The organism is Bacillus stratosphericus (assembly GCF_020524495.1).
GTDB lineage: Bacteria > Bacillota > Bacilli > Bacillales > Bacillaceae > Bacillus > Bacillus stratosphericus_B.
Map to the genome: position 1 here is coordinate 1 of NZ_JAIVLB010000013.1, position 25,712 is coordinate 25,712.

At 40.9% G+C, this 25,712-nt stretch carries 22 protein-coding genes and 3 pseudogenes; 13 read left to right on the plus strand and 12 right to left on the minus strand.

Annotated elements, in window-relative coordinates; all coding sequences use genetic code 11:
- The 3 genes and pseudogenes from LC033_RS06905 to LC033_RS06915 all read right to left on the minus strand — a co-directional run.
- Positions 1-181, minus strand: a 181-nt coding sequence (locus LC033_RS06905; RefSeq protein ID WP_226567521.1) for a transposase, incomplete at its 3' end; no start/stop codon positions are given.
- 67 nt (positions 182-248) lie between these two features.
- Positions 249-674 (minus strand): annotated as a pseudogene (locus LC033_RS06910) (AbrB family transcriptional regulator); the annotation flags it as partial.
- Positions 675-830: 156 nt separating this feature from the next.
- Positions 831-1,277, minus strand: a complete 447-nt coding sequence (locus LC033_RS06915) for a ferritin-like domain-containing protein (RefSeq protein ID WP_226567522.1) — start codon at positions 1,275-1,277, stop codon at positions 831-833.
- Between the two features lie 165 nt (positions 1,278-1,442).
- Between LC033_RS06915 and addB the strand changes: the two genes are divergently transcribed.
- The 5 genes and pseudogenes from addB to hlpB all read left to right on the plus strand — a co-directional run bounded on the left by addB (position 1,443) and on the right by hlpB (position 13,529).
- Positions 1,443-4,952 (plus strand): helicase-exonuclease AddAB subunit AddB, encoded by a 3,510-nt coding sequence (gene addB, locus LC033_RS06920; protein ID WP_226567523.1) that lies wholly within the window; start codon positions 1,443-1,445, stop codon positions 4,950-4,952.
- Entirely contained in the window at positions 4,930-8,634 is a 3,705-nt protein-coding gene (gene addA / locus LC033_RS06925; protein ID WP_226567524.1) for a helicase-exonuclease AddAB subunit AddA, read from the plus strand. The genes addB and addA overlap by 23 nt, the downstream gene beginning before the upstream one ends.
- A gap of 26 nt (positions 8,635-8,660) precedes the next feature.
- The gene (gene sbcD / locus LC033_RS06930) at positions 8,661-9,818 is read left to right on the plus strand and encodes an exonuclease subunit SbcD (protein ID WP_226567525.1); all 1,158 of its coding nucleotides are present in this window, start codon (positions 8,661-8,663) and stop codon (positions 9,816-9,818) included.
- Between the two features lie 14 nt (positions 9,819-9,832).
- Positions 9,833-13,228: an AAA family ATPase gene (locus tag LC033_RS06935; RefSeq protein ID WP_226567526.1), complete on the plus strand. Its 3,396-nt coding sequence runs from the start codon at positions 9,833-9,835 to the stop codon at positions 13,226-13,228.
- Positions 13,229-13,260: 32 nt separating this feature from the next.
- A pseudogene (hlpB, locus tag LC033_RS06940) lies at positions 13,261-13,529 on the plus strand (HNH nuclease-like protein HlpB).
- Positions 13,530-13,576: 47 nt separating this feature from the next.
- Here the strand turns inward: hlpB and LC033_RS06945 are convergent.
- From LC033_RS06945 to LC033_RS06980, 8 genes are all read right to left on the minus strand, one after another.
- Positions 13,577-13,795, minus strand: a complete 219-nt coding sequence (locus LC033_RS06945; RefSeq protein WP_003211468.1) for a spore germination protein — start codon at positions 13,793-13,795, stop codon at positions 13,577-13,579.
- Positions 13,796-13,817: 22 nt separating this feature from the next.
- On the minus strand, positions 13,818-14,249 hold the full coding sequence (locus LC033_RS06950) for a spore germination protein GerPE (protein WP_226567528.1): 432 nt from the start codon (positions 14,247-14,249) through the stop codon (positions 13,818-13,820).
- Entirely contained in the window at positions 14,249-14,425 is a 177-nt protein-coding gene (locus LC033_RS06955) for a spore germination protein GerPD (protein ID WP_226567529.1), read from the minus strand. Before LC033_RS06955 ends, LC033_RS06950 begins: the two co-directional genes overlap by 1 nt.
- Positions 14,422-15,036, minus strand: a complete 615-nt coding sequence (gerPC, locus tag LC033_RS06960; protein WP_226567531.1) for a spore germination protein GerPC — start codon at positions 15,034-15,036, stop codon at positions 14,422-14,424. The genes LC033_RS06955 and gerPC overlap by 4 nt, the downstream gene beginning before the upstream one ends.
- 31 nt (positions 15,037-15,067) lie before the next feature.
- A complete protein-coding gene (locus LC033_RS06965; RefSeq protein WP_226567532.1) occupies positions 15,068-15,292 on the minus strand; it encodes a spore germination protein GerPB in 225 nt (74 codons plus the stop codon).
- Between the two features lie 14 nt (positions 15,293-15,306).
- Positions 15,307-15,528: a spore germination protein gene (locus tag LC033_RS06970; RefSeq protein WP_226567533.1), complete on the minus strand. Its 222-nt coding sequence runs from the start codon at positions 15,526-15,528 to the stop codon at positions 15,307-15,309.
- Between the two features lie 126 nt (positions 15,529-15,654).
- Positions 15,655-15,816, minus strand: a complete 162-nt coding sequence (locus LC033_RS06975) for an aspartyl-phosphate phosphatase Spo0E family protein (RefSeq protein WP_099680099.1) — start codon at positions 15,814-15,816, stop codon at positions 15,655-15,657.
- A gap of 123 nt (positions 15,817-15,939) precedes the next feature.
- Positions 15,940-17,034, minus strand: a complete 1,095-nt coding sequence (locus LC033_RS06980; protein WP_226567535.1) for a CotH kinase family protein — start codon at positions 17,032-17,034, stop codon at positions 15,940-15,942.
- 199 nt (positions 17,035-17,233) lie between these two features.
- On the opposite strand from LC033_RS06980, the pseudogene LC033_RS17595 reads away from it, so the two are divergent.
- The 4 genes and pseudogenes from LC033_RS17595 to LC033_RS06995 all read left to right on the plus strand — a co-directional run.
- Positions 17,234-17,290, plus strand: a pseudogene (locus tag LC033_RS17595) (hypothetical protein); the annotation flags it as partial.
- Positions 17,291-17,483: 193 nt separating this feature from the next.
- Complete coding sequence (locus tag LC033_RS17600) at positions 17,484-17,831, plus strand: hypothetical protein (protein ID WP_226567536.1); 348 nt, start codon at positions 17,484-17,486, stop codon at positions 17,829-17,831.
- A 41-nt stretch (positions 17,832-17,872) separates the two neighbouring features.
- Positions 17,873-18,778, plus strand: coding sequence for a fumarylacetoacetate hydrolase family protein (locus tag LC033_RS06990; protein WP_226567538.1), 906 nt, complete (start codon positions 17,873-17,875; stop codon positions 18,776-18,778).
- A gap of 92 nt (positions 18,779-18,870) precedes the next feature.
- Positions 18,871-19,239, plus strand: coding sequence for a YisL family protein (locus LC033_RS06995; RefSeq protein WP_226567539.1), 369 nt, complete (start codon positions 18,871-18,873; stop codon positions 19,237-19,239).
- A 145-nt stretch (positions 19,240-19,384) separates the two neighbouring features.
- Here LC033_RS06995 and LC033_RS07000 read toward each other — a convergent pair whose 3' ends face one another.
- Positions 19,385-19,660, minus strand: a complete 276-nt coding sequence (locus tag LC033_RS07000; protein WP_226567541.1) for a DUF2777 family protein — start codon at positions 19,658-19,660, stop codon at positions 19,385-19,387.
- Positions 19,661-19,804: 144 nt separating this feature from the next.
- On the opposite strand from LC033_RS07000, the gene asnB reads away from it, so the two are divergent.
- The 4 genes from asnB to LC033_RS07020 all read left to right on the plus strand — a co-directional run bounded on the left by asnB (position 19,805) and on the right by LC033_RS07020 (position 25,604).
- Entirely contained in the window at positions 19,805-21,646 is a 1,842-nt protein-coding gene (gene asnB, locus LC033_RS07005; protein ID WP_226567610.1) for an asparagine synthase (glutamine-hydrolyzing), read from the plus strand.
- Positions 21,647-21,782: 136 nt separating this feature from the next.
- Complete coding sequence (locus tag LC033_RS07010) at positions 21,783-23,300, plus strand: phytoene desaturase family protein (protein ID WP_226567542.1); 1,518 nt, start codon at positions 21,783-21,785, stop codon at positions 23,298-23,300.
- A complete protein-coding gene (locus tag LC033_RS07015; protein ID WP_226567543.1) occupies positions 23,297-24,772 on the plus strand; it encodes a phytoene desaturase family protein in 1,476 nt (491 codons plus the stop codon). The genes LC033_RS07010 and LC033_RS07015 overlap by 4 nt, the downstream gene beginning before the upstream one ends.
- A complete protein-coding gene (locus tag LC033_RS07020) occupies positions 24,765-25,604 on the plus strand; it encodes a phytoene/squalene synthase family protein (protein WP_226567545.1) in 840 nt (279 codons plus the stop codon). Before LC033_RS07015 ends, LC033_RS07020 begins: the two co-directional genes overlap by 8 nt.
- Positions 25,605-25,712: the final 108 nt, after the last annotated feature.

Sequence of the window (25,712 nt, forward strand, 5' to 3'; positions counted from 1 at the left end):
CTGGATAATTTGTATATGACTTTGAAAAAGCTTTTTCGCCATGATATTGATACTTTCTGACCCAATATTGAAGTATACTTTTGTTCACGCCAATCTGTTTTGCAATTCTAAGCAAGCTCCCACGGTCAATGAGGTATCGTTTTACCGCTTTGGTTTTATCTTCAATTGTAAATTTAGCCAAAGAAAAGCACCTCCAAATGTTAGACTGTGTCTAATATTTGGGGTGCACTTCACAGGGCACCTCTTTTTTATTTTGCCGCTTTATCATCAGTCTGTCTTTTTACCAATAAATGGTTTAAAAACCGAAAAAACGGTGGCAGCATGGCGATCACAAGAATAATTCTGACGACTTGTACAGCCACAACAAAGATGGAATCCCCGTGAAGCGTGACCGCTGTTGTCGCCATTTCTGCAATTCCACTAGGTGAGAAAGCAAGAATGGCTGTAATAATAAAAATACCAGTCATCTCAGCAGTCGCAATTGAACTGAGAACAGTCGCAGCAATCAGACCGGCTGAGCTAACAACGGCCACAATCAAGGTGTTCTTTAGCCTGACAAACATTTGTTTATTCATTTTTGAACCGATGGTTGCACCGAGAAACAGTTGTGAAGCAATGTTGACTTGTGCTGGCCAGTAAGGAATCAAATCATGAACTGAAACTGCTTTGAAAAAAACTCCTACTGCTAATTATGGCAGAGGAGATGTTAGAAAAAGTGAAAGAGAAGACAGGCTTCGTTGATGAGAGCCCTTTATTTCACATATTGAATGAAAGAAAAGATATTTTCATTTTTTGACGGAACATACGATCTCCAATTAAAATAGGATTATCTAAGAAACATGGTGCGTTAAAAGATATAGAAACCACACAGCATGCTGCTGTTCGTCTTGAGCGATGCGTCTCATTAACTCTTTTGTTCCTTGATCTTGGACATAGTCTGATACCGTTAAGTAAAAATCGACTGTTTTTTGTTCGTCTTTGAATGCGAAAAGAAGACCTTCTCTAAATTGATCTGGACAAGGTTCTGCGACGCTTGGTTTGTGGTTTTTACCAGTTAAAGAATAGTATAGCCTTGAGAATATTTGATAGTGTCTGACTTCATCCTGACGTATTTCTTGAATGATTTTTTTCGCTTCAGGATTGTGTGCTTTTAGGGCAAGTTTTTCGTAGCATTGGATCGCAGAATATTCGCCATTGATTGCTTTTTCAAGGTCTGAAATGATCCTTGTGTTTTGGCGAATGTCATATGGTGAGTAGTCATAATAACCGTAATACATGATATTGTCAGCCTCCTTTTAGATCATGATGGTTTATGATATGAAAAAGAGCTGGGAAAGGTGCCTATTTCTTTTAACAAAGGAGAATGGGGAAGGTGATATGAAAATCGCTATTTACCTTTATTTTCGCTAGAATATAATTACATAAGAAAGGTGTTGTGGAACGTGGAGATTCAGTTTTTAGCAGGCAGATCGGGGAGTGGAAAAACGACTACAATCTTAGAGGAGATCAAAGAACAACTTCGGCTTGATCCGTTGGGTTCGCCAATCATTTTTTTAGTACCGGATCAAATGACATTTTTAATGGAATATGAGCTTGCAAAAACGTCTGAAGCTGGCGGTATGATCAGGGCCAAAGTATTTAGTTTTACGCGTCTTGCTTGGTCTATTTTACAGCAGACTGGTGGAGCGAACCGGCAATTTGTCACAAGCTCGGGGATTCAAATGCTTTTAAGAAAAGTGATTGAAGAGCAGAAAGAAAAGTTTAAGGTATTCAAAAAGGCGAGTGAGAAGCTGGGATTTGTTGAGCAAATAGAAAAGACGATGGCTGAATTCAAAAGGTACTGCATGATGCCGGAGGATATTGAAAAAATTACAGCGTCCAGCATGCAATCAGCGTACACAGAAGAAAGACGGGCAGCAGAAAAACTACATGATTTACATATACTTTACCAGCAGATGGAGCAGTATTTACAAGATGAGTATGTGCACTCAGAAGACTATTTGACACTTTTGGCAAAGCAAATCCCTTTATCTGAAGAACTAAAAACAGCGCACATTTATATAGATGGTTTTTATCAATTTACGCCGCAGCAGCTCGTCGTCATTGAGCAGCTCCTGTTACATGCATCAAAAATAACCGCTGCTCTCACAGTAGATCGTTCATATCATGACACGCAGCCAAATGAACTTGATTTATTTCGCATGACAGGTAAAACGTATTTTCAACTCTATCAGCTTGCTAAAGAGTGTGGAGCGGCTATTTCTGAGAAGGTATTGGAAAGAAATAAACGACATCTTCTTACCCAAGACCTTGCTTATTTAGAAAGCCAATATGAGCAGAGGCCGCTACAGCCATATCAAGAAAAAACAACTCAAATGACAGTGTCTAAAAGTGCAAATAAACGAGCTGAAATTGAGGGAATAGCGAGGGACATTCTTGAATTAGTGAGAGAGAAAGGGTTCAGGTTACGTGATATTTCCATTGCTGCAAGGCATGTAGACGACTATAAAGATACATTAAAAGAGGTTTTTCGAGATTACAATATTCCTTTCTTTATTGATGGAAATGAATCTATGCAATACCATCCGCTCATTGAATTGATTCGTTCGAGCTTGGATGTTATCAAAGGGAACTGGCAGTATGAAGCCGTGTTTCGCTGTATGAAAACAGAGTATCTATTCCCGCAGGACCTATCCAAACACATAGCGAGAGAACAGGCAGATCAGCTTGAAAACTATTGTATTGCATACGGTGTAAAAGGAGAGCGCTGGACAAATGGCTCCCATTTCCATTATCGAAGATTCCAATCATTAGATGGAGATTTTGGACAAACAGATCAAGAAATTGAAATGGAACAAATGCTGAATGACGTAAAAGGGTGGATTGTTCCCCCCCTTTTTCAATTACAAAAAAGGTTGAAAAAGGCGCAAAAGGTGAAGGACATGGTGGAGGACATTTATTTATTTCTCGAGGAAGTACAAGTGCCAGAGAAGCTTGAAAAGGCCAGGCTAGAGTCTGAAGAAGCGGGTAGATTAGCAGAAGCATTGCAGCATGGACAAGTATGGGATGCTGTTATTCAATTAATGGATGAATTTGTTGAAATGCTTGGAGAAGAAGAGCTATCTTTTCCTTTATTTCAACAGATGATTGATACAGGACTAGAATCTCTAAAATTCGCTTTGATTCCGCCTTCACTCGATCAAGTATTTATCGGAAGTATGGATTTATCGAGGATGTATCAAGTAAAGTGCACGTTTATCATTGGCGTAAATGATGGAGTTGTTCCTGCTCGACCTTCTGATGAAAGTGTATTGTCTGAGGATGATCGCGAATGGCTAAAGCGTGCAGGAGCAGAGCTGGCAGAGACAGGCAAGGAACGGCTGCTAGATGAGCAATTTTTAATTTATCAAGCTTTATCAAGCCCTTCACATCACCTGTATCTATCTTATTCAGTGGCAGATGCGGAAGGACGCTCGCTATTGCCTTCGACCTTAATTAAGTATTGCCAAGAACTTATGCCAAATCACCAGCAGGCTCTTTATGTTTTAGATCCAGAACAACTGGATGATCAGGATCAATTAAAATGTGTAGCGAATGAACATGTCTCATTATCCTATACCGTCTCGCAGCTACAGCAATGGCTCAATCAATATCCCATCAGTGACGTATGGTGGAGTGTATATAATAATTTAATGACGTCATCCTCTCGCGACGTATCAAAAAAAATTATGTCAAGTTTGTTTTTTACAAATAGAGCGAAGCGGTTAAAACAACATGTGACAAAAGAGCTTTACGGTGATCATATTCAAGGCAGTGTTTCAAGGATGGAGGAATTCAATTCGTGTGCATTTTCCCACTTTGCTTCCCACGGATTAAAGCTAAAGGATCGACAATTTTATAAATTGGAAGCACCTGATATCGGTCAGTTGTTTCACTCAGCTTTAAAATATATTTCAGATATACTCATTGAACAAAAAAGAGATTGGAAAAACTTAACGAAGAAAGATTGTGTCACCTACTCAAGGCATGCGATTGAACAGCTTGCTCCTCGACTTCAAAAGGAAATTTTATTAAGCTCGAATCGGCATGCTTATATTAAAGAAAAGCTCCAAAAAATTCTTGTGCGAGTCTCTTCTATATTAAGTGAACATGCCAAAGTGAGTGGATTTTCTCCAGTTGGACTTGAGTTAGGGTTTGGAGGTCAAGGTCCTCTGCCTCCGTTTACTTTTCAATTGAAAAATGGCTGCACGATGGAGCTTGTTGGGAGAATTGACCGAGTGGATAAAGCAGAGGGTTCTAAAGGACTGCTTTTGAGAATTGTCGACTACAAGTCGAGTGAGAAAGGGCTTGACCTAGCAGAAGTGTATTACGGTTTGGCCTTGCAAATGCTCACTTACTTAGACCTGACGATTACTTATTCTAAAAAGTGGCTTGGTATGGAGGCGACACCTGCAGGAATTTTGTACTTCCATCTTCACGATCCTCTCATTCAAGCTCCAATTCCGCTAGCAGAGGATGAAATTGAGCAGGAAATATTCAAGAAATTTAAAATGAAGGGTCTATTGCTCGAAGATGTAGAGGCAGTGAAACTGATGGATCAGACGCTTGAATCAGGAAAATCACAAGTCATTCAAGCCGGTTTGAAAAAGGATGGGTCGTTTCGATCTGATTCGGCGGTTTTAAATGAAGAGCAGTTTCACATACTCACAAAACACGTTCGGCGCACTTTTGAAGAGGCAGGAGAAAGAATTACGAATGGTGAGGTAGACATTAATCCATATAAATTGAAGGATCAAACTGCTTGCCGCTTTTGTTCATTCAAGTCTATTTGTCAGTTTGATGAATCAATAGAGGATAATGAATTTAGGGTGCTCACTTCTGAGAAAGATGATGTCATGATAGATCGGATCAAAAAAGAAGGGGATCAGTATGCAAATTCCAAAACCAAATAACAGTACATGGACGGATGACCAATGGGAAGCCATCGTTTCAGAAGGACAAGATATCCTTGTTGCTGCGGCAGCAGGATCAGGTAAAACGGCTGTCTTGGTTGAGCGGCTGATTCGAAAAATGACTCGGCCTGAGCAGCCAGTTGATGTGGACCGGCTGCTCGTTGTGACTTTTACGAATGCATCTGCGGCAGAAATGAAGCATCGGATCACTGAAGCACTTGAAAAAGAATTATCCAAAAATCCCGGGTCGCTTCATATGAGAAGACAACTGTCACTTATGAATCGTGCCAATATTTCTACCTTGCACTCATTTTGTTTGCAAGTTCTTCGCACCTTTTACTATGAGATTGACCTTGATCCAGGCTTTCGTTTGGTCGATCAAACAGAAGGAGAATTAGTAGGAGATGAAGTGTTAGATGAGCTATTTGAGGATGAGTATAAGGCTGGAAAGCCATCATTCTTTGAACTAGTTGATCGTTACACGTCAGATCGCCATGACTTAGACCTGCAATGGCTCGTGAAACGGGTTTATGAGTTTTCTAGGTCTCATCCTTCTCCGGAGCAATGGTTGCGGGCATTCCTGTCTCTTTATGATGTGGATGCACAAACAAAAGTAGAAGAATTACCGTTTTATCCATATATAAAAGAGGATATTTCTCTCGTTTTAAGGAGTTGTCAGGAGCTGCTTGAACAAGCTCTTGCATTATCAAAAGAGCCGGGTGGTTCAGCACCGAGAGCAGAGAGTTTTATAGATGATTTAGAGCAAGTGAATCAACTCATGAGACATGAAGAAGATTTTGAGAAGCTTTATGAGATCTTGCCGAACATCAATTTTAAAAGGCTAAAGACGTGCAAAGGGGATGAATATGACCCTATTCTGTTAGAAAAAGCCACAGATGCACGCAATCAAGCAAAAAAACAATTAGAAAAGCTAAAAGATGAATACTTTATGCGAAGTCCTGTCCAGCATCTAAAAAGTTTGGCTGAAATGAAGCCAGTTGTGGAAACACTTGTGGAGCTTGTCATCCAGTTCGGAGAGCGTTTCGAAAGAACAAAACAAGAAAAGTCAATTGTGGATTTTTCGGATTTAGAGCATTATTGTTTACGCATTTTAGCTAAGCAGGATGCGGAAGGTAATTTGATCGAAACAGAAGCGGCTAAATACTATCAACAGCAATTTGAAGAAGTGCTTGTCGATGAGTATCAGGATACGAACCTTGTACAAGAAACGATTTTAAAGCTTCTGTCTAAAGGGGAAAATCCTTCAGAAGGCAACCTTTTTATGGTTGGTGATGTCAAGCAGTCTATTTATCGCTTTAGACTTGCTGAGCCGATGCTCTTTTTAAACAAATATAAACACTTTAAAGCAGATGGCAACGAAACAGGTAAAAGAATTGACTTAAATAAAAACTTCCGCAGCCGATCTAATGTTTTAGACAGTACAAACTTTCTGTTCAAACAGCTGATGGGAGAAACAGTTGGAGAAATTGAATATGATGAACAAGCTGAATTAAAGCTTGGAGCGAGTTATCCTGAAAGCGAAGACACAGCGACAGAAATGCTCCTTGTACACCTAGATCAACACGAAGCAGAAAGCAATGAAGAACGAGAAGAACTAGAGACCGTACAATTTGAGGCGAGAGTCATTGCTAGGAAAATAAAAGAAATGGTTGAACAGCCTTTTCAAGTGTACGATGCAAAACAGCAAATGACCCGCAACTTGCAGTATCGAGATATCGTGATTTTGCTTCGGTCCATGCCATGGGCTCCGCAAATGATGGAGGAATTGAAGAAGCAGGGAATCCCTGTTTATGCGAATCTTTCCTCTGGTTATTTCGAAGCAATAGAAGTGTCAGTGATTCTTTCCCTGTTAAAAGTGATCGATAATCCATATCAGGATATCCCACTTGCAGCTGTTTTAAGATCACCTATTGTTCATTTAGACGAAAATGAAATGGCACTTATTAGAACAACTGATAAAAAAAGAACTTATTATGATGCTGTGAAGGCATTCATGAGTGTGACACAATCTGATCACCCTACATGCAAAAAACTAGAGCAATTCTTCCGCCTGATGCGTAAGTGGCGTGATTTCTCTATGAATCATTCGGTAGCAGAATTGATTTGGGAAGTGTATCGCGACACACAATATGTAGATTTTGTTGGTGGGATGCCAGGGGGGAAGCAGAGAAAAGCGAATCTCCGTGCTCTTTATGATCGAGCAAAGCAGTATGAAAAGGCTGCATTTAGAGGGCTGTTTCGGTTTCTTCGGTTTATCGAAAGAATGCAAGAGCGGGGAGATGATCTAGGAGCGGCGAAAACGTCCAGTGAAACAGAGGATGTTGTCCGCATGATGACCATCCATAGCAGTAAAGGCTTAGAGTTTCCAGTCGTCTTTACCGCAGGGCTCGGCAGGAACTTTAATATGATGGACTTAAATCAGTCCTACTTGCTTGATAAAGAACTAGGCTTTGGAAGCAAATATATTCATCCAGAGCTGAGAATAAGTTATGCGACATTACCGCTTGTTGCGATGAAAAAAAAGATGAGAAAAGAGTTACTATCTGAAGAGCTAAGGGTTTTATACGTGGCGCTTACAAGAGCCAAGGAAAAGTTATTCTTGGTCGGTTCCGTTAAAAATCAGGTGAAAGCATTAAGTAAATGGCAAAATGCCGCAAATAGAGAAGAGTGGCTCCTCCCTGATTTTGAACGATATCAAGCCAAAACATACTTGGATTTTATTGGGCCTGCCCTCATCCGTCATCAAGCGATGTTAACTATTTTAGAAGAAGCAGGCGACGTTGTTCTCAAACATCCATCATCATTCAACATCTCATTTACTCAAGCCTCAGATCTTCTAAAAGAAGATGTGTCATCTGAAAAGAAGGAGCAAGACGAAGTGGTACAAGCATTAATGGAAGGTCTGCCTGTTGAAGGACATGGTAACTATGAGCAGGAGGTAGCAGCTAGACTTTCATGGCAATACCCCTATTTAGCGGCCTCTCAAGTGAGTACAAAGCAGTCTGTTTCAGAGATGAAAAGGATGAAAGAAATACAGGATGAATACAGTGTGCCTTCTTCTATTCGAAAAGCTCGTGCGACATTGTATGACCGGCCGGCTTTTATGAAGAAAAAAACACTCACTGCCGCAGAACAAGGTACAGCAATGCATACGGTGATGCAGCACATTCCGCTTCCTTCAGATGAGATCTATGATGAATCTCGTATACAAGAACTGCTCGATTCTTTAAAAGAGCGAGACTTACTAACAGACGAGCAAATCCAGTCAATGGATCGAGAAGGAATTACTGCCTTCTTTTCTACTTCAATTGGTCAAAAACTGAAGAAAGCGGACTGGGTGAAACGAGAAGTGTCGTTTAGTATGGTTTTACCTGTCAAAGAGGTATACAGCCATATTGATGCAGAGGATGAACCTGTGCTGATTCAAGGAATGATTGATTGTTTGTTTGAAGTAGATGGAAAGCTTTATTTACTTGATTATAAAACAGATAGAGTACAGGGAAGGTATGCAGGTGGACTTGAGGCAGCTAAACCCATTTTGAAAAAACGCTATGAAACACAAATAGCGTTATATGCAAAAGCGGTAGAACGTTTAACAAACAGGTCATTAGAGGAGAAAATTCTCTATTTCTTTGATGGAAATGTAGAGATTTTCTTATAAATGTATCGGAATGAGAGGTGAATTACATGAGAATTCTACATACAGCGGATTGGCATTTAGGGAAAACCCTTGAAGGAAGAAGCCGGCTTGACGAACAAGCTGAGTTTTTAGATGAATTGTATCAAATCGTCAAGGACGAACAAATTGGTGTCATTGTGATGGCTGGTGATGCCTTTGATACAGTCAATCCACCTGCTCGAGCAGAACAGCTTTTTTATGAAAGTCTGTCAGCATTATCTGATAAAGGCAAGCGTCAGGTTGTGGTGATCTCAGGCAATCATGATAATCCAGATCGTTTATCAGCCGCATCTCCTTTAACAACGGAACAGGGGATTCATTTAATTGGATATCCGACAAATGACATTATCCGCGTCGATGTTCCTTCTTCAAGTGAACGTCTATCTATTGCAGCACTTGCTTATCCGTCCGAGTCTAGGCTAAACGAGGTGCTGGCTGAAACATTTGAAGAGAAACGGCTTCGTGATCATTATAATCTGAAAATACAACAAGCGTTTGAACATTTAAGCACTCAATTCCAGGCTGATACGGTCAATATGGCAACAAGCCATATTTATGTGGCAGGAGGAAGTCAAACAGATTCAGAAAGACCGATTGAAGTAGGAGGTGCATATACCGTTGCGGCTGAAAGTCTGCCTGAAGCCGCTTGCTATGTCGCACTTGGTCATTTGCATCGTCCGCAAACAATCAAACGTGCGAAAACGATTGCCCGCTATTCTGGATCGCCCCTTGCCTATAGCTTTTCAGAATCAGGCTATTCCAAATCAGTCACCATTGTGGATGCAAAGCCTAATGAGAAAGCAAGCTGGAAGGAAGTATTTTTATCAAGTGGTAAACCACTTGTGAAGTGGAAGGCGACTGAGGGACTGAGTCAAGTACACGAGTGGTTAGATGAAAAACGGGATATTCATGCTTGGATTGATTTAGAGATTCATTTAACAGATCAACTGTCAATTGAAGAGATCCATCAACTCCGAAAGCAGCATAATGGTTTTGTTCACATTAGACCAAAGTTCAAAGAACTACAGCAAATTGAAAAACACAAACAACAGGAAAAGCTCTCGATCGAAGAACGGTTCGTTACATTTTATGAACGCCAGACAGGTGGCGCGCTGCCTGATGAAAAAACAGTCAAGCTGTTTTTAGAGCTTGCCAATGACATGTAAGAGGAGGAAGCGACTTGAAGCCGATCACGCTAACCATTAAAGGACTTCATAGCTTCAGAGAAGAGCAAACCATTGACTTTAGCTCCTTATGTGATGCAGGTGTGTTTGGCATTTTTGGACCAACAGGAAGCGGAAAGTCATCCATATTAGATGCCATGACACTAGCACTCTATGGCAAAGTCGAACGTGCGTTAAATAATACACATGGTATTTTGAACCAAGCTGAAGAAAAGCTGTCTGTTTCCTTTACATTCGCTTTGCAAAAGGAGCATCACATTTCTTATAAAGTTGAACGGGCTTTCAAGCGGGCAGATGAAATGAAGGTCAGAACAACATTATGTCGACTGATTGAAATCGGTGATACGCAGACAGTTCTTGCAGATAAAGCGAATGAGGTCAATCGTAAAATAGAAGAATTACTTGGTTTAACAATTGATGATTTTACAAGAGCGGTTGTGTTACCCCAAGGGAAGTTTGCAGAATTCCTTTCATTGAAAGGAGCCGAGAGACGCCAAATGCTTCAGCGCTTGTTTAATTTAGAGAAGTATGGTGATCAGCTCGTCAAGCGTTTGAGGGCAAAAGCCCAGAATCAGTATGGACAGAAAAATGAGCGATTGGCTGAACTCAATGGATTAGGGGAAGCTGGACCAGAAGCGCTAGCGAAAGCAAAGAAAGTGGCTGAGCAGGCAAAAGCCATTTTTCATGAGAAAAAACGAGCGCGGGACAAAGCATTAACTGCTTTTACAAAGTCACAAGCGATATGGCAGTATCAAAGGGAACAAGAGGCATATGAAACTGAACAAAACAAGCTCAACCTGTTAGCACCAACGATGGAAGAGAAAAAAATACAACTCAGTATTGCGGAGCAGGCAGAGACATTAAAGCCATATGCTGATGCATTAACGAAGGCTGAAAAGCAGCTTTCTCAAGCGTCAAAAGAGAAGCAGGAAGCAGAAAAGCATTTACTTCATCAACGAACGATCTATGATCAAATGACGCAGGAGTATGAGCAAGCACGGCAAAAGAAAATTGAGACTGAGCCAGAGCTTCTCCAAAAGAAAGAGCAGCTGATTCAGTTAAAGGAAATCGAACGGAAAAAAGACAAGGCTCTTCAAGAAAAGACAGGACTAGAGCAGCAAGAAAATGAAAAAGCGCAGCAATTGATACAAAAAAAAGCAGAAGCAGAGAAGCTCCAATCTCTATTAGAGCGTGCTCTTACGAAACAAACACAGCTAAAGAGCGAACTAGAGCAATTGCAAGTCTCTGTCAAAGAGCGGAAAAGAATACAGGAGGCATTGCGTTTAAGTGAAAATGTTCAAACAATCAAACTGGGCGTTCAAAAGGAAGAACAAAAGCTCGAGGACCTAAAAAAGCAATCCTTACAAACTGCAGAAGCATATGAAAAGCTTCAAAAACAGCAAAAAAATCATCATGAAAAAATAGACCAATCGTTTCAAGCGATTGAACAACTCTATTTTTATGTATGTGAATTTGAACGAGCTCTTACAGAATGGAGCAAAAGAGAACAAAATCAGAAGCTCGAAAAATTAACACAACGTGATGCTGTAAGAGCGGCAGAATTAAGAATAGAATTAGCGGCAGAGCTAGTAGATGGTGAGCCATGTCCCGTTTGTGGGGCAATTCATCATGATCCAAAGGTTGCGATAGTCAATGATCATGAGGAAACCGTTGTCCAAATCGATGAAGTGATACAGAGGATGGACAAAGAGCTGAAGGTAGCAGAGGAATATGCTAGAGACATCTATGTAGCAAAGCAGCTACTAGAAACGCACGCCAATCAATTAATGAAGCAGTTCTCCTTTTTATCTCAAAAAGCCCCTAGTCCAGAAGTAGCCGCAGCGTCAGAAGCAGTGCAACATCCGCAGTCCTTGCATCATATGATTCAAGAGTGGAAACGGATGAAACAAGATATTCTAGGAACTGAAAGCAAACGAGCTCGTCTAATGGATGAAACCCATGATCAAGCGGCCGAGATGAGCAAAGTAGAAGATCAATTGAAATTTGAACAGCAGCGTATCCAAGAATTAGAGGTGCTGATTAAAGAGCTTCAATCTGAGCTTTCAGAGCAAATAACACAATTTGAACAGGCTTTCCCGGACTTTATATTGAGCCATGTGCAAGAAATGCAAAAGCGAATAGATGAAAAGGATCAACAAGCGGAAGGCTATAAAGAGCGTATTGAGAAAAGTATTTCATTTTTAGAAGAAAAACAGCAGGTAAAAGAGCAACTGCAAACAACCATATACACTTTAGAGAAGGAGCTCGATAAACTAGCACATCAACTAGAAAGTCAAAAGCAGCTCATTCATCAGTATGAAACAGATTTAGGGCGATATCCTTTAAAAGCCTCATCTATTTCTGAGGAACTGAACGAGGTTGAACAATATCTCACCTGTTTGAATGAAAAAGAACAGCAGTCATATCAGCAATTAAAGGATGTGCAGCAATTGTTTCGTGAAACGCAGAGCCATTTTTCAAGCAGTGAGCGTCAACTTCAAGAGGCTAAGCATCGAAAACAAGAAGCTGAGGCAGCGTGGCAAAAAGAAACAGAGTCCTCTGATTTTCATAAGCCACAGGAAGTTGAGCCTGCTTTAATGGATCGAGCTGTACGTTATACTGCCAAACAGGAAATTGAAGAATTTGAGGATAAAAGAAAGCAATGTGCAGCAAATTTAAAGCGAATTTCTGAATTGTTGAAAGATGAATCGCTAGATGAAGATCAGTGGACAGACATTCAGTTAAGAAAAGAAGCGGCAGAAAAGGATCTGGAAGAAGCGACAGTGATAAGTGGGTCTGCACATGAGCACCTGCGTGTGATTGAAGAAAATCATCAGCGCTTTGCAAGCATTCATGAGCGGTTGGAAAAATTGCAGCAAGAAATTGACCGGCTAGATAAACTGCAAACCGTTTTTAAAGGGAATAGTTTTGTTGAGTTCCTAGCAGAAGAACAGTTAGACAGTGTGAGCCGTGAAGCATCAGCTCGACTTGGCATTTTGACAAGACAAAGGTATGCGATTGAAGTCGACTCAGAAGGCGGCTTTGTGATGCGTGATGATGCCAATGGGGGCGTAAGACGTCCGGTGTCCAGCTTGTCTGGCGGGGAAACCTTCCTGACGTCATTAGCGCTTGCACTTGCCCTTTCAACGCAAATCCAGCTAAGAGGTGAGTTCCCCCTGCAATTCTTTTTCCTTGATGAGGGATTCGGTACACTCGATCAAGATTTATTAGATACGGTTATTACTGCATTAGAAAAGCTACAGTCTCAAAATTTAGCGGTTGGTGTGATCAGCCATGTGGAAGAATTGAAGATGAGACTGCCGAAGAAACTGATTGTCCACCCAGCAGATCCAAGTGGGAAAGGGACGACGGTATCAATGGAATTAATGTAAATGTAGAGGTGATGTCAGGGTGATTATGTGAAATGTGCGGAAGACAAGAGGTTCTGCTCACGGAACATCACTTAACGTCAAGAGAAGAAGATGGGGCATTTTACTTACTGCCTTCCTGTACATCCCTTGCCATAAATAAGTTCATGCCCTCTATACAAACCAGGAGCTTGCCGCACGTTTGAACACGCTTGATGTGCTAAGACAAGATAAAACGTTTGTTCCGTACATCAAATGGATTCGCAAACAGCCGGAAAGCAAGCTGGTCAAAACAAAAAAATCAAGACAACGCAGAAAGAAATAAGCATAAAAAAGCGCTCCTCCAAATGAAATGGGAATAGAGGAGTCGCTTTATGCATTGCCTACCATATTCTGATCATTTAAGTCAGGATCCACATAGTTGGTGGCGCTAATGCCATTATTTAATATTAAGAAATCTCCGGTATTCCCTGCTCCAGAGCCTAAAGCAGATTTTGACGAACTTTTAGGCGAAAGGTAAAATGAGTCACCGACGTTTACAACGCCCCCAGAAATAGAGTTAATGTAAATGGGCCCGACAATTGCTGGCATAATCGACATCCTTTATTAGAAGTCATATCACCATCATATGCTCAGGTAGGTCCACTTGTGAGTTTGTTGGACTGTCATTGCTGCTAATTAACTGTCGAATATGCCTCACTCGCGCAACGCCATTTATTCCATGCGTAGAGCCGATTTGATATATAGAAGAGGACGACACCCCTTCTACATGTATCGAAGAAACTTTAATTAACGGCTTTTCATGGTAAAACGCCGTTCTGACTGATCGTTCAGGCAGCATCAATGGAATTGGCTGATAATACACTTCAAATTCTTTTGTGTTTAAATTTTCGCCTTCATTGCCATAAAACAAGCTAATCGTTCGTTGAACAGCTAACACCTTGACCTTCGGGCATAGCTCCTGTGTATCACCAATTTGAACAATACTCGAAATCCCGATAGAATTCACCTTCGTGAACTTCACTTGAGATGTGCGCTTAATCATTATCGAGGTGCTAGAGGAACAAACGGGCCAATAATAAGTGATTCTGGCGGTGTATCAAAAATCGAGGATAATTGTACATGGTCTGTATCCCCGATGATAAATAGAGAAGAGGACGACACCCCGACTATTTTAATGCTTCCGGTCTCGATGTTGCGGTTGACGACTGTGAAATTCATCCGTTTTCCTCTCCTTTCATTTCACTTGGAATATGGGCTAAAAAGTGCTCAATCGCTCGTTTGACATCATGCTTCACATATTCAGCGATTTGTTCTGAGCGCTGCAGCGGGGTCATATCTTCCTGTTGTGGCAGCTGTCCCGCATAATACTTAATTCTGCTATCAATTTGCTTTCGAATGTCCTCTATAATATGGTGTTTGTTACTATCATCAAGTGTGCCTTCATATCGCTGTTCTAGCTCCTCAAGAAGTTCTGGTGCTTCTTCATTTAAAAATGCATCGACAAGCTGGCGTGTTTGATTGAAAAATTGATCAGCCATTTCTTGCTGCATCATTCCAATACCCGGGGTAGTTGTTTGGCCCACTTCAAAATTTTGAACACTATTTGGATCTGATGGATTGAGGCCAATATTTAATGTGCCTTCCAGCCGCACGATTTTCAGTTGATCAAATTGATAATCAATTCGCTCAATATTGGTTGTCGGTTTATCTTTGATCATTTGCATTTCCTCCTGAAGCTCGTTAAGCTTTTTTTCAAGAATCATGATTTGTTGTGTTTGCTTTTGAATGATGCCATACATTTGTGAAGCATTGCCTTGATAGTCATACATTTACATACACCTCCGGGGATTGCAGATGAACTTAAGTTGTTGGTGACTGAAGCGGTACAAAAGGTGGACCTTGTGATTCTACAATTCCTTGAGTGCCTGCTGCCTCAGGTGCTGCTTCTACATAGCTACCTGTGTTATACAGGTTTGAAAGTGCCTTGATGGACCCAGCACTCCCGATTTGCAGAACAGATGAGTTACTCACAGCCTCCACACGTAAATAATTAATTTGTATCGCTTGATTAATATAGAAGTTCAACAGATTCTCACTCCTTACAAGTTACCAACAAGCGGCTGATCAATGACATCACTGTCGTACGTATTTGTCACACTTTTATAGTTGCTAATGCGCAATTGATCACCAGTGTTAAAACTGCCTGCGCCAGCAAACGTTTTAACCTGACTATTTGGAGAAATGGTGATGCAGTCTCCAACATGAACGACTCCGCTCGTTCCGACGGCATTTACTTTAAAGGCGCCAACAATAGACGGCATAGCGGTGCACATCCTTTATAAATTAGGGCACTTTGATTTTGGGCGTTTCACCATAGCTTATGATGGGTCTTTTAATGTGTGATTGTCTTTTTGAAAGCTTTTGATAAGAGGAATTAGGTGTATGGTTTACCCTTTTTTCGAGCATTCTTTAGAGGTGTATTTGATGCCTTTATTTAAGAGTGTGTCAAGCTCTTGACTGCACCTGATAGTTTCTTCGGCATTCATACCGAATTTTTTTGCAGTCTTAATCAAATGTAATCTTTTTTGTTCAATTTCATAATTGATCATAACAGACGCCAACTCTCACAATTTTTTATCAAATAGAATTATATGGTTATTATACCTTATTTTTCTATAAAAAAAGCTGTTTCGTCAATATGAGTAATAAAGTGACAAAATTCGAAAGCATTCTTACATGCCAGCTATCTCTTTTCTTATCTCATCTTGTAAATAACGTCGTCTTTTGTGGATATACTGCCGAATTAGCCCTCGCTCTGACTGCAGTATCTTTTTTCGATCTTTCATATACGGATCATCGGCCAATCGTTGTTCAATGGAGGCATGCCATTTCTCAATCATGGGACAAAGGGGTTCTTCAGAAAAATGTGCATCTAGTACGTGCTGAAAAAGAGTATAATAGGCTTTCTTAAATGAAGGAATATCTAGTAATCTAGCTGTCAATGTATTAAAGCCGCTCACTGGAATATAATCGAACGCCATTTCTTCTCCATGAATGTCCCGGCCCCATGTCGCATCATAATCCCAAGGAAGCACTTGGATCTTCCCTTGGTCATTCACATAAAGGGCATAGTTATGAACAAAACCATCAAAATTTTGGGTGCATACGACACCAATCAGCCAAAGGAAATATTGTGTGACATCCAGGTACTGCTCAATGTGTTTCGCAAACACTTCGTCTGTTGCAGTATTCAGAAAGTAAATAAATTCGCTTAGTTGTTCGTCATGTTTGGATGTCCCCACTTTTTTCTCGTAACCAAGAAGAAGATGTTTTTTTGGCTTTTTATCAAACGAACTCAAAAGGGAGAAGTTAGCATCGTCATCCACTGCATAGTAGATGCCTCCGCCAACTAGCTGTCGTTTTTGAAGAAATAGCTCATCGACGGATTCTATTTTCAAATAAATGCCTTCTTTTCTTCCATTTATGGTCAGAAACACATGAGAAGCTGCAGGGCTTAGCACGCCTATCTGTTCAAAAAAATAAAAGGATAGCCTGTTTCGAATAATAGAAGGGTCATTATACTCTGCATTCAAGTGAAAAATGGCTTCGCCTTGTCTTTGCTTTGGTTTTCTATATTGAATTTGATAGGACTTTTTCTTGAGCTTTCTAATGTGTGATCCTCGATAAGAAGCATAAACATATGATTTGGTGTGACCGGTTTTAAGAATCGCTTCCACAGGCTCATCGTTCCATACGTCCTTTCGTAATTCAATAAGATCCTTTGGATGAATCCAGATATCAAGTTGTTTTAAAGGTTCTGTGGTCATGCGTGCATCAACCTCCTATGTTCTTCTTTACTATATGAAAATGAAGGAATGTCCTGTACCCGCTGATAGGTATTCATGGAGTTTTCCAAGAAAGAGGCATTCGCCAAGAACACTTGTCTACCGATTCTCGTAACATAAAGCAGAGAAGATAAACAGCTTTGTCTGTTTGTTTTGTCAAAGCAAAGACTAGGGAGGGGAAATGTTCGTGAGCACATTTGATCATTCACATATTGAACATGCAGTTGATTCACTTAGAAGTGAGGGACGTGACCATCACTTAGATCGTGAACCAGAATCGAGACATTCACACAAATCATCACGTTCTCGTCATTCAAAGTGCTGTCATTGGTTCTTTGGTGGATGTGGCTGCCGAAAGTCACACCGGAGCAAAAAAAGCCACAAAAGCTATCGCTCTAAAAAAAGCCGCTGTTCAAAGAAAAGCGTGAAGAGTGAAAAATCATGTAAAAGTAGAAAATCATGCCGGAGCAAAAAGAGTGAACCGAAAAAATCATGCCGGAGCAAATACAGATCTCATCATAAGAAAAGCTGCCGAAAGTCACACCGCAGCCATCGATCTAAACGTTCTCATTACCACAGACGAAGTCACTATTGCCGAGGATGCGGGAGGAAGAAGCATCATTCCCGAAACAGAGGAAATGTTGATCGAAAATGGGATCAAGGGAATATGTGGGAGTATCGACGCTACCGCTAACATCAGGTCATCATTTTTGAAACCCTTTTTAAAAGAGAGTATGATAAAAAAAGGGTTTTTTTTATTTTGTAGAGAAATAAAATGAGACATCATAACTTAGCGAAATGAAGATTGTGAGGGGAAGACATGAAGTTTTTTACAGGTGAGATACATAACAGTATTTTTATTGGGGTAGCCATTGATGATGAATGGGTGATGGACATCAAAAAGGCAGAAGCCAAACTATTTGAGCTTGAGACGCTGCCAAACTCTTTATCTGAATGCATCAACATGGGGGACAAGTTTGTGGACCACGTCAGACAGCTACTTGATTGGGCTGAGAAGAAAGAGGAAAACCGCGGCTCTTATGTTTATCCGCTTTCGGATGTGAAACTCCATGCGCCGATTCCGAAGCCATCTAAAAACGTCATGTGTGTCGGAAAGAACTATCAAGATCATGTCATGGAAATGGGAAGTGCAGCAGATATACCTGAGGACGTGATGATCTTTACAAAGGCACCTACCTCTGTGATTGGACACGAAGCGGACATCCTTCTTCATAAAGATGTGACAAGTGAATTGGATTATGAAGGGGAGCTTGCCATCGTCATGGGCAAATCAGGGAAGAATATTCCGCCTGAAAAGGTACACGATTATATCTTCGGTTACACCATTTTAAATGATGTGACGGCAAGAGATTTGCAGAAAAAACATAAACAATTCTTTATCGGCAAAAGCTTAGATACATCCTGTCCAATAGGCCCTTATATTATCCATAAGTCAGTGGTTGAGGATCATGGCACGCTGCATGTGGAAACAAAGGTAAACGGAGAGGTACGTCAGTCAGCCAGTACAGAATCAATGATCTTCCCAATTGAGGACATTGTCTCAACGCTTTCAAAAGGGATGACGCTAGAAGCAGGTGACATCATTGCAACGGGTACACCGTCGGGGGTCGGCAAAGGCTTTGAACCACCAAAGTTTTTGGCTTCAGGTGATCATATTGAAATCACCATTGAACCGATTGGAACGTTATCAAATCGCGTCAAATAAAGTGCATGTTGACACAGGATTGTCGCTTTGTGTCCAACTTATTTCATGGTACGATGAGAAGGTACTTGTTATGATAAAGGGGGAAATAACAGATGGGAACACATTTACATATTACAGCGTGGGTGCTAGGTATTATTTTATTCTTTGTGGCCTTTGCTTTAGTGGGTAAAAATGACAAAGGTTCTAAAATTGTCCATATGATCGTGCGAGTATTTTACTTGCTCATTATCGCAACAGGCGCAGAACTGTATGTTCGTACAGGAATGAAAATTCCAGGATTCCAGGGCGAGTATATCGGGAAAATGGTACTTGGTATCCTTGTGATCGGCTTAATGGAATTGATCCTTGTACGAAAGAAAAAAGGAAAATCGGTGACAGGAGTTTTTATTGGCTTTATCGTGATCGTCATTGTGACCATACTTCTCGGCTTACGACTGCCGATCGGTTTTCATATCTTTTAATATAAAAAGGGCATTGCTTTTATGAAGCAGTGCCCTTTTGTCTTCTTTTTAATGTGACATCAAACTGAGAAATCGACCGGTGTAGTCCATTCAAAACGGCGGCGGACTCATGGTGACACTGAAGTGCAAGCGATTGTGTATCTGCCTAAAACTGAAAGAAAGATACGCAATGAAAAGGATGAAAGGAGGAGAAGACACTATCGTAGGCGGAAAAGCCAAGCTGTGCTACGTTCTCAATGATTTGATATAAGACATTTTCAGGTACAAAAAAGAGCAAGTCAAGCCACCCTTCGGTAAGAGACGTTGTATAATGAATCATTTCACCACTTTTTATCTCCATCAACTGTCCGTTTTCAATGAGTAAATACCCCATTACACCATCGTTGGCTACAGTGCCGAAGATGATCATTCGTTTCTCCATTGGCGAAAGCTTCTTTTTCTTACCAAATGATGCTTGTCCTATACGCCGGGAAAAAAGGACAAATCAACTATCAAGGAGACGATGCATAAACTAAGAAAGGCTAAATGAGAAGACTTGATGAAAAACGGATGGGAGCTGATGATGATGTGTGGAATAACAGGCTGGGCAGACTTTAAAAAGCAGCTCATCCAACAGGATCATGTAATTAATCAAATGACAGAGACTTTATCTAAAAGAGGGCCAGATGATACAAATACGTGGAAAAGTGAGCATGTTCTTTTCGGGCATAAAAGGTTAGCGGTTGTAGACGTAGAAGGCGGAAAGCAGCCGATGACGTATACTCATCAAAACCATGCGTATACGATTGTATACAATGGAGAGCTCTATAACACAGAAGATATAAGAAAGGAATTATTAAAAAGGGGACATCGCTTTCTTGGACATTCTGATACAGAGGTTCTACTTCACGCCTACACAGAATGGAAGGAAGAGTGTGTAACCCATTTTAATGGTATTTTTGCATTTGTGGTTTGGGATAGTGAGAGGGAATTATTGTTTGCAGGTAGAGACCGGCTCGGCGTCAAGCCATTTTTTTATACAGAACGTCATCATTCCTTTTTGTTTGGTTCTGAGATCAAAGCACTCCTTGCTCATTCTGATATGAAAGCTAAAGTAGATCGTGAGGGGCTATCGGAGATTTTTGGTTTAGGGCCGTCTAGAACACCTGGGCAAGGGGTATTTAAAGGTGTGAAAGAGCTGAGACCTGCCCATGCTTTGACCTTTTCAAAAGATGGCCTGCGCGTGTGGAGGTATTGGAATGTCAAAAGCAAGCAGCATACAGATTCACTGGATGACACCGCTCAGCATGTCAAGTATCTCTTTACAGATGCCGTCACAAGGCAGCTCGTCTCTGATGTGCCTGTTTGTACATTTCTATCTGGTGGAGTCGATTCTAGTGCCATTACCGCTATCGTCGCAAAGCACTTTGAAAAAATAGGGAAAGCACCACTTCATACGTATTCCATTGACTACGAAGAAAATGATCAATTTTTTGAGGCCAGTCAATTCCAGCCGAATGCTGACGGCCCATGGATTGATCACATGACCAAAGCATTTCAAACGAGGCATCACAGCTGTGTCATCGGTCAAAAAGAGCTTGCTTCTTATTTGAAGGAAGCTGTTGAAGTTCGAGATTTACCGGGTATGGCAGATATTGATTCTTCCTTACTTTGGTTCAGCCGAGAAATCAAAAAAGATTTCGTTGTCGGCTTGTCAGGTGAATGTGCTGATGAAATTTTTGGAGGCTATCCGTGGTTTCACATGGCAAATGAAACGAATGGATTTCCGTGGATGAGATCGACTGAAGCCCGTACGCAGCTTCTTCAAAAATCGTGGCAAAAGAAACTATCATTGAAGGAATATACACAAAGCAAATACGAAGAAACCGTGGCAGAAACACCTCTTTTAGATGGAGAAACTGGCATAGATAAAGCCCGAAGAGAACTTTTTTACTTAAATATGATTTGGTTTATGACGACGCTGCTTGATCGAAAAGATCGAATGAGTATGGGTGCAAGCCTTGAGGTGCGTGTCCCATTTGCAGATCATCGCCTTGTCGAATATGTATGGAATATTCCTTGGGAAATGAAAATGCATGGAAATCGAGAAAAAGGGGTTTTAAGAAAAGCATTAGAGGAAATTTTACCGAATGAAGTGCTATATCGCAAGAAAAGTCCTTACCCAAAAACACATCATCCAGACTATACCCAGGCAGTAAAAGAGATGTTAACAGATTGCCTTGCACAAAAGGATTCTGTGCTTCACGAGTTTTTAGATCCACAACAATTGAAACGGCTGATTGAAACGGAAGGAGCTTCCTTTCAAGTTCCTTGGTATGGCCAATTAATGAAGGGTCCGCAACTGATCGCCCATCTGGCGCAGATTCATCATTGGTTTGAAACATATCGAATTGATATAGACGCATAACAAAGAGTCGGCTTTCTTGCACTTGTTGAAAGGGAGTCGGCTCATAACATGAGTTTTAGATTACATCAAAAGTTGATCTAACATTCCTCATTTTTATAATGAACTTAAAGTGAATTAATTTGGAGGAAAAAGGATAATGAAAATCATTGTGATCGGAGCAGGACCAGGAGGCCTTGCGGCAGCTATGATGCTACAAAGCAAAGGACATGACGTTCTTGTATATGAAAAACAGCCCTTTGTTGGCGGACGTAACTCTAAGTTTCAACTTGGTGATTTCACGTTTGATACAGGTCCTACCTTTCTCAGCATGATTCATATTGCAGAGGAGCTGTTCACCTTTGCTGGCAAAAATCTTTATGACTATATTGATGTTATTGAATTAAAAGAAATGTATAGATTGATCTTTCAAGACGAGAAGCTTGATATAATTCGAGATCGAGACGAAATGTACAAACGGTTAGAAGCCTTTGCACCTGGTCAGGGAGATGGTTATTTACGATTTATGAACGAGACAAAGCGAAAAATGGACCGATTTAAACCAATTTTACAAAGTAAAATGGACCGTTTTCATCATTACTTGCGTCCGAAGGTCATCAGAGCACTTCCACAGCTTTCATTAAATAAGAGCTTATATGATGTGCTATCAGACTATTTCTCGCATGAATCGGTGAAATATGCATTTACGTTTCAATCAAAGTATTTAGGAATGTCACCTTGGGAATGCCCAGGTGCGTTCTCAATCCTTTCGTTTATGGAGCATGATACAGGCGTTTTTCACCCCAAGGGCGGTGTGAATCAGCTGTCAGAAGCGATGGCAAAGGCGGCTGTTGAATCTGCAGCAAGCATTCATCTGTCATCTGGAGTCGAAAAGTTGCTGACTGAAGGCAAAAAAGTGAAGGGCATTCGCTTAGAATCTGGGGGAGAAATACAGGCAGATGAGGTTGTCGTAAATGGAGACTTTGCTCATGTGATGACGAAGCTTGTAGAGCCAGGTCTTTTAAAGAAATATAGCGAGAAGAAATTGAAAAAGAAAAAATTCTCTTGCTCCACCTTTATGCTGTATTTAGGATTAGATACAATGTATGACGAGCCGCATCATACGATCGTTTTTTCGGATGATTACGTAAAATTCGTCAAAGGAATTACCAAAACGTATGAGCTGCCAGATGACCCGTCTATATATATTCAAAATGCAAGTGTGACAGATGACTCGCTTGCGCCAAAAGGAAAGTCAGCTCTTTACGTTTTAGCACCAGTTGCCAATAATCAAAGTGGTATTGACTGGGAAGCGCATCAAGATGAATTCAGAGAACTTGTGCTAGATACGCTGGAGCGAAAAAGTGGCTTTAAAAATATTAGACAGCATATAGAAGTCGAGAGGATGATCACTCCGAAACATTGGGAGGAAGATCTTTACGTGTATGAAGGGTCAACATTTAACCTCGGTCACCAGCTTTCGCAGATGATGGTGCTAAGGCCGCATAATGAATTTGATGAATTGAAGAACTGCTGGCTTGTTGGAGGGGGAACACACCCAGGAAGCGGGCTGCCAACTATTTTAGAATCAGCACGAATCACGACAAATGCTATTCTTTCAAAAGAGAAACATATGCGCAAAATGATACCACATCACGAAAAGGGGAGCGCCTCATGATAAAACATATATTGATCGCAGGTGGCGGTATTGGCGGAATGATCTCAGCGCTTTATTTAAAACAAGCTCGACATGATGTTACCCTTGTCGAAAAAAATGAACGGCTTGGAGGGAGACTTGCTTTTGTACGTGAGAAAGGATTTAAAGTAGATGAAGGTCCGACTATTGTCCTGCTTCCTGATATGTTAAAAGGGATTTTACATGAGGTAGGAATTGACGAAACATCTCTTGATCTGTTGCAGCTTGATCCGCTGTACACGATTCAATATCAGGATGGAACCTCCTATACGAAATACTTTGAGGGGCTTCGTCAGCTTGAAGAAATCAGACGTGTGTTTCCAAAGGAAGATCAAGGGTTTCTGAAATTTATGGAAGAAATGACGGATCAGTTTCAAGAAGGGCAGCAAGCTTTTTTAGAAAAATCGTTTCATGAAAAACGTACATTTTTTACAAAAGCAAACATGAAGATTTTGATGAAATTAAAAGCATACCGAACGGTTCAAAGTGCTCTAAAAAAATACTTCTCAGATGAACGCTTGCGAGATGCATACGCACTTCAAACCCTCTATGTCGGTGGAAACCCGTATGAAGCATCTGCGATTTATTCGCTTGTTTCATATAGTGAGCTTGCACACGGAATTTACTATTTAAAAGGCGGATATGCCAGTTTAGTTGATATATTGGAGAAACGACTACTAGAGATGGGGGTGCATGTAAGACGAAATGAAGAAGTAGTGCAATTGGAGTTTGAGGGGAAACGGGCTGTTAGGGCAAAAGTAAATGATGAACATATAGCAGCCGATGCGTTTGTCATAAATGGAGATTATCCAGCGGCGCTAAAACAGCTTGGTTTACATGAACAAGACCGGCGTAAATACGTTCCATCCTGTGGCTGCGTGATAGTATATCTAGGATTAAACAAGGTGTACCATCAAGCACCTGTTCATCAATTTTTTATGGGAGAACACTTTGATCAGCATATGAAAGCGGTTTTTCAAACGAAAACGGTCCCTCAAGATCCATCTTTTTATACATTTCATCCATCAATCATTGATCCATCTCTTGCTCCAGAAGGTTGTAGTGTCCTTTATATGCTGATTCCTGTTCCATCAGGAGATCATATCAACTGGGCAGAGGAGACAGACTTTGTTGATCAAATGATAGATCGTCTTGAGAAAAGAGGCTTTCCGAAATTGAGAGAGTCGATTGTGTGGAAAAAAGTAAGAACACCTGAGGATTCAATGCGAGAGGGATTGTTTGAGGGGGGGAGCTTTGGGCTTGCGCCTAATTTGTTCCAATCAGGTGTCTTTCGCCCGCAAGTGAAGGTGGCAGAGACAGACAATCTTTATGCGGTAGGTGCCTCCATCCACCCTGGCGGAGGGGTACCCATCGTGATGCAAAGTGCGAAGCTCATGGCTTCTGTGCTACTAAAGGATTTGAACGACAGAAGGGAAGTGAAGCTAAGTGGTTGATGTACAAACAGCATTGAAAGTATGTGAGGAGACCATACAAACACATTCTAAAACGTTTTACCGTGCCTTTTCCATGCTGCCTAAAAAGAAAAGACAGGCTGTCTGGGCCGTTTATTCCTTTTGCCGAAGAGCGGATGACATTGTAGATGAGTCTCCTTCACCAAAGGAGGAGCTAGCTTCCTTTCAGCAGGCGTTTGATCGTTTCTTACATGGTGAGGTAGACCGTAATGATCCAATGTGGGTGGCGCTAGAGCATACATTTCAAGAGTTCCCTATGGATGAAGCTCCGTTCCGCGACCTGCTGCGAGGACAGGAAATGGATTTAGAGCAACAAAGGTATGAAACGTTAGATGAACTACTCATCTATTCCTATCATGTCGCAAGTACAGTTGGATTAATGCTGCTTCCGTTCATTGCGCCGCGTAAAAAGGAACAGCTAAAAGAAGCAGCGATTTCGCTAGGTATTGGCATGCAACTGACCAATATCCTTCGTGATATTGGCGAGGATAAGGCTAAAAGAGATCGCATTTATTTGCCAAAACAAGTGATGAATCAATTTGGGTATACAGAGAAAGAATTGCAAGAAGGGGTCGTCAATCAAGCATTCCAGCACGTATGGGAATATATTGCCTTTGAGGCAGAGGCGTACTATGAGGAATTTTTTGACCATCTTCATGAATTCCCTCTTTATTCACGTGTGCCAGTAAAAGCAGCTGCTCATTTTTATAAGGCCATTTTAGATAAAACAAGAGAAAATGAGTATCGCGTCTTTACGCAGCGAGCATTTATTTCAAAACAGGAAAAAGCACTTATTTTAGAAAATATGATGTAATGAAACAAAGGGCTAAAATAAAGATCATTTTAACCCAATGTCAAAAATTTAAAAGGACTGCACCCGCAGTCCTTTTTATGTGGAAGCGATGCTCCGTCCATACCTTTA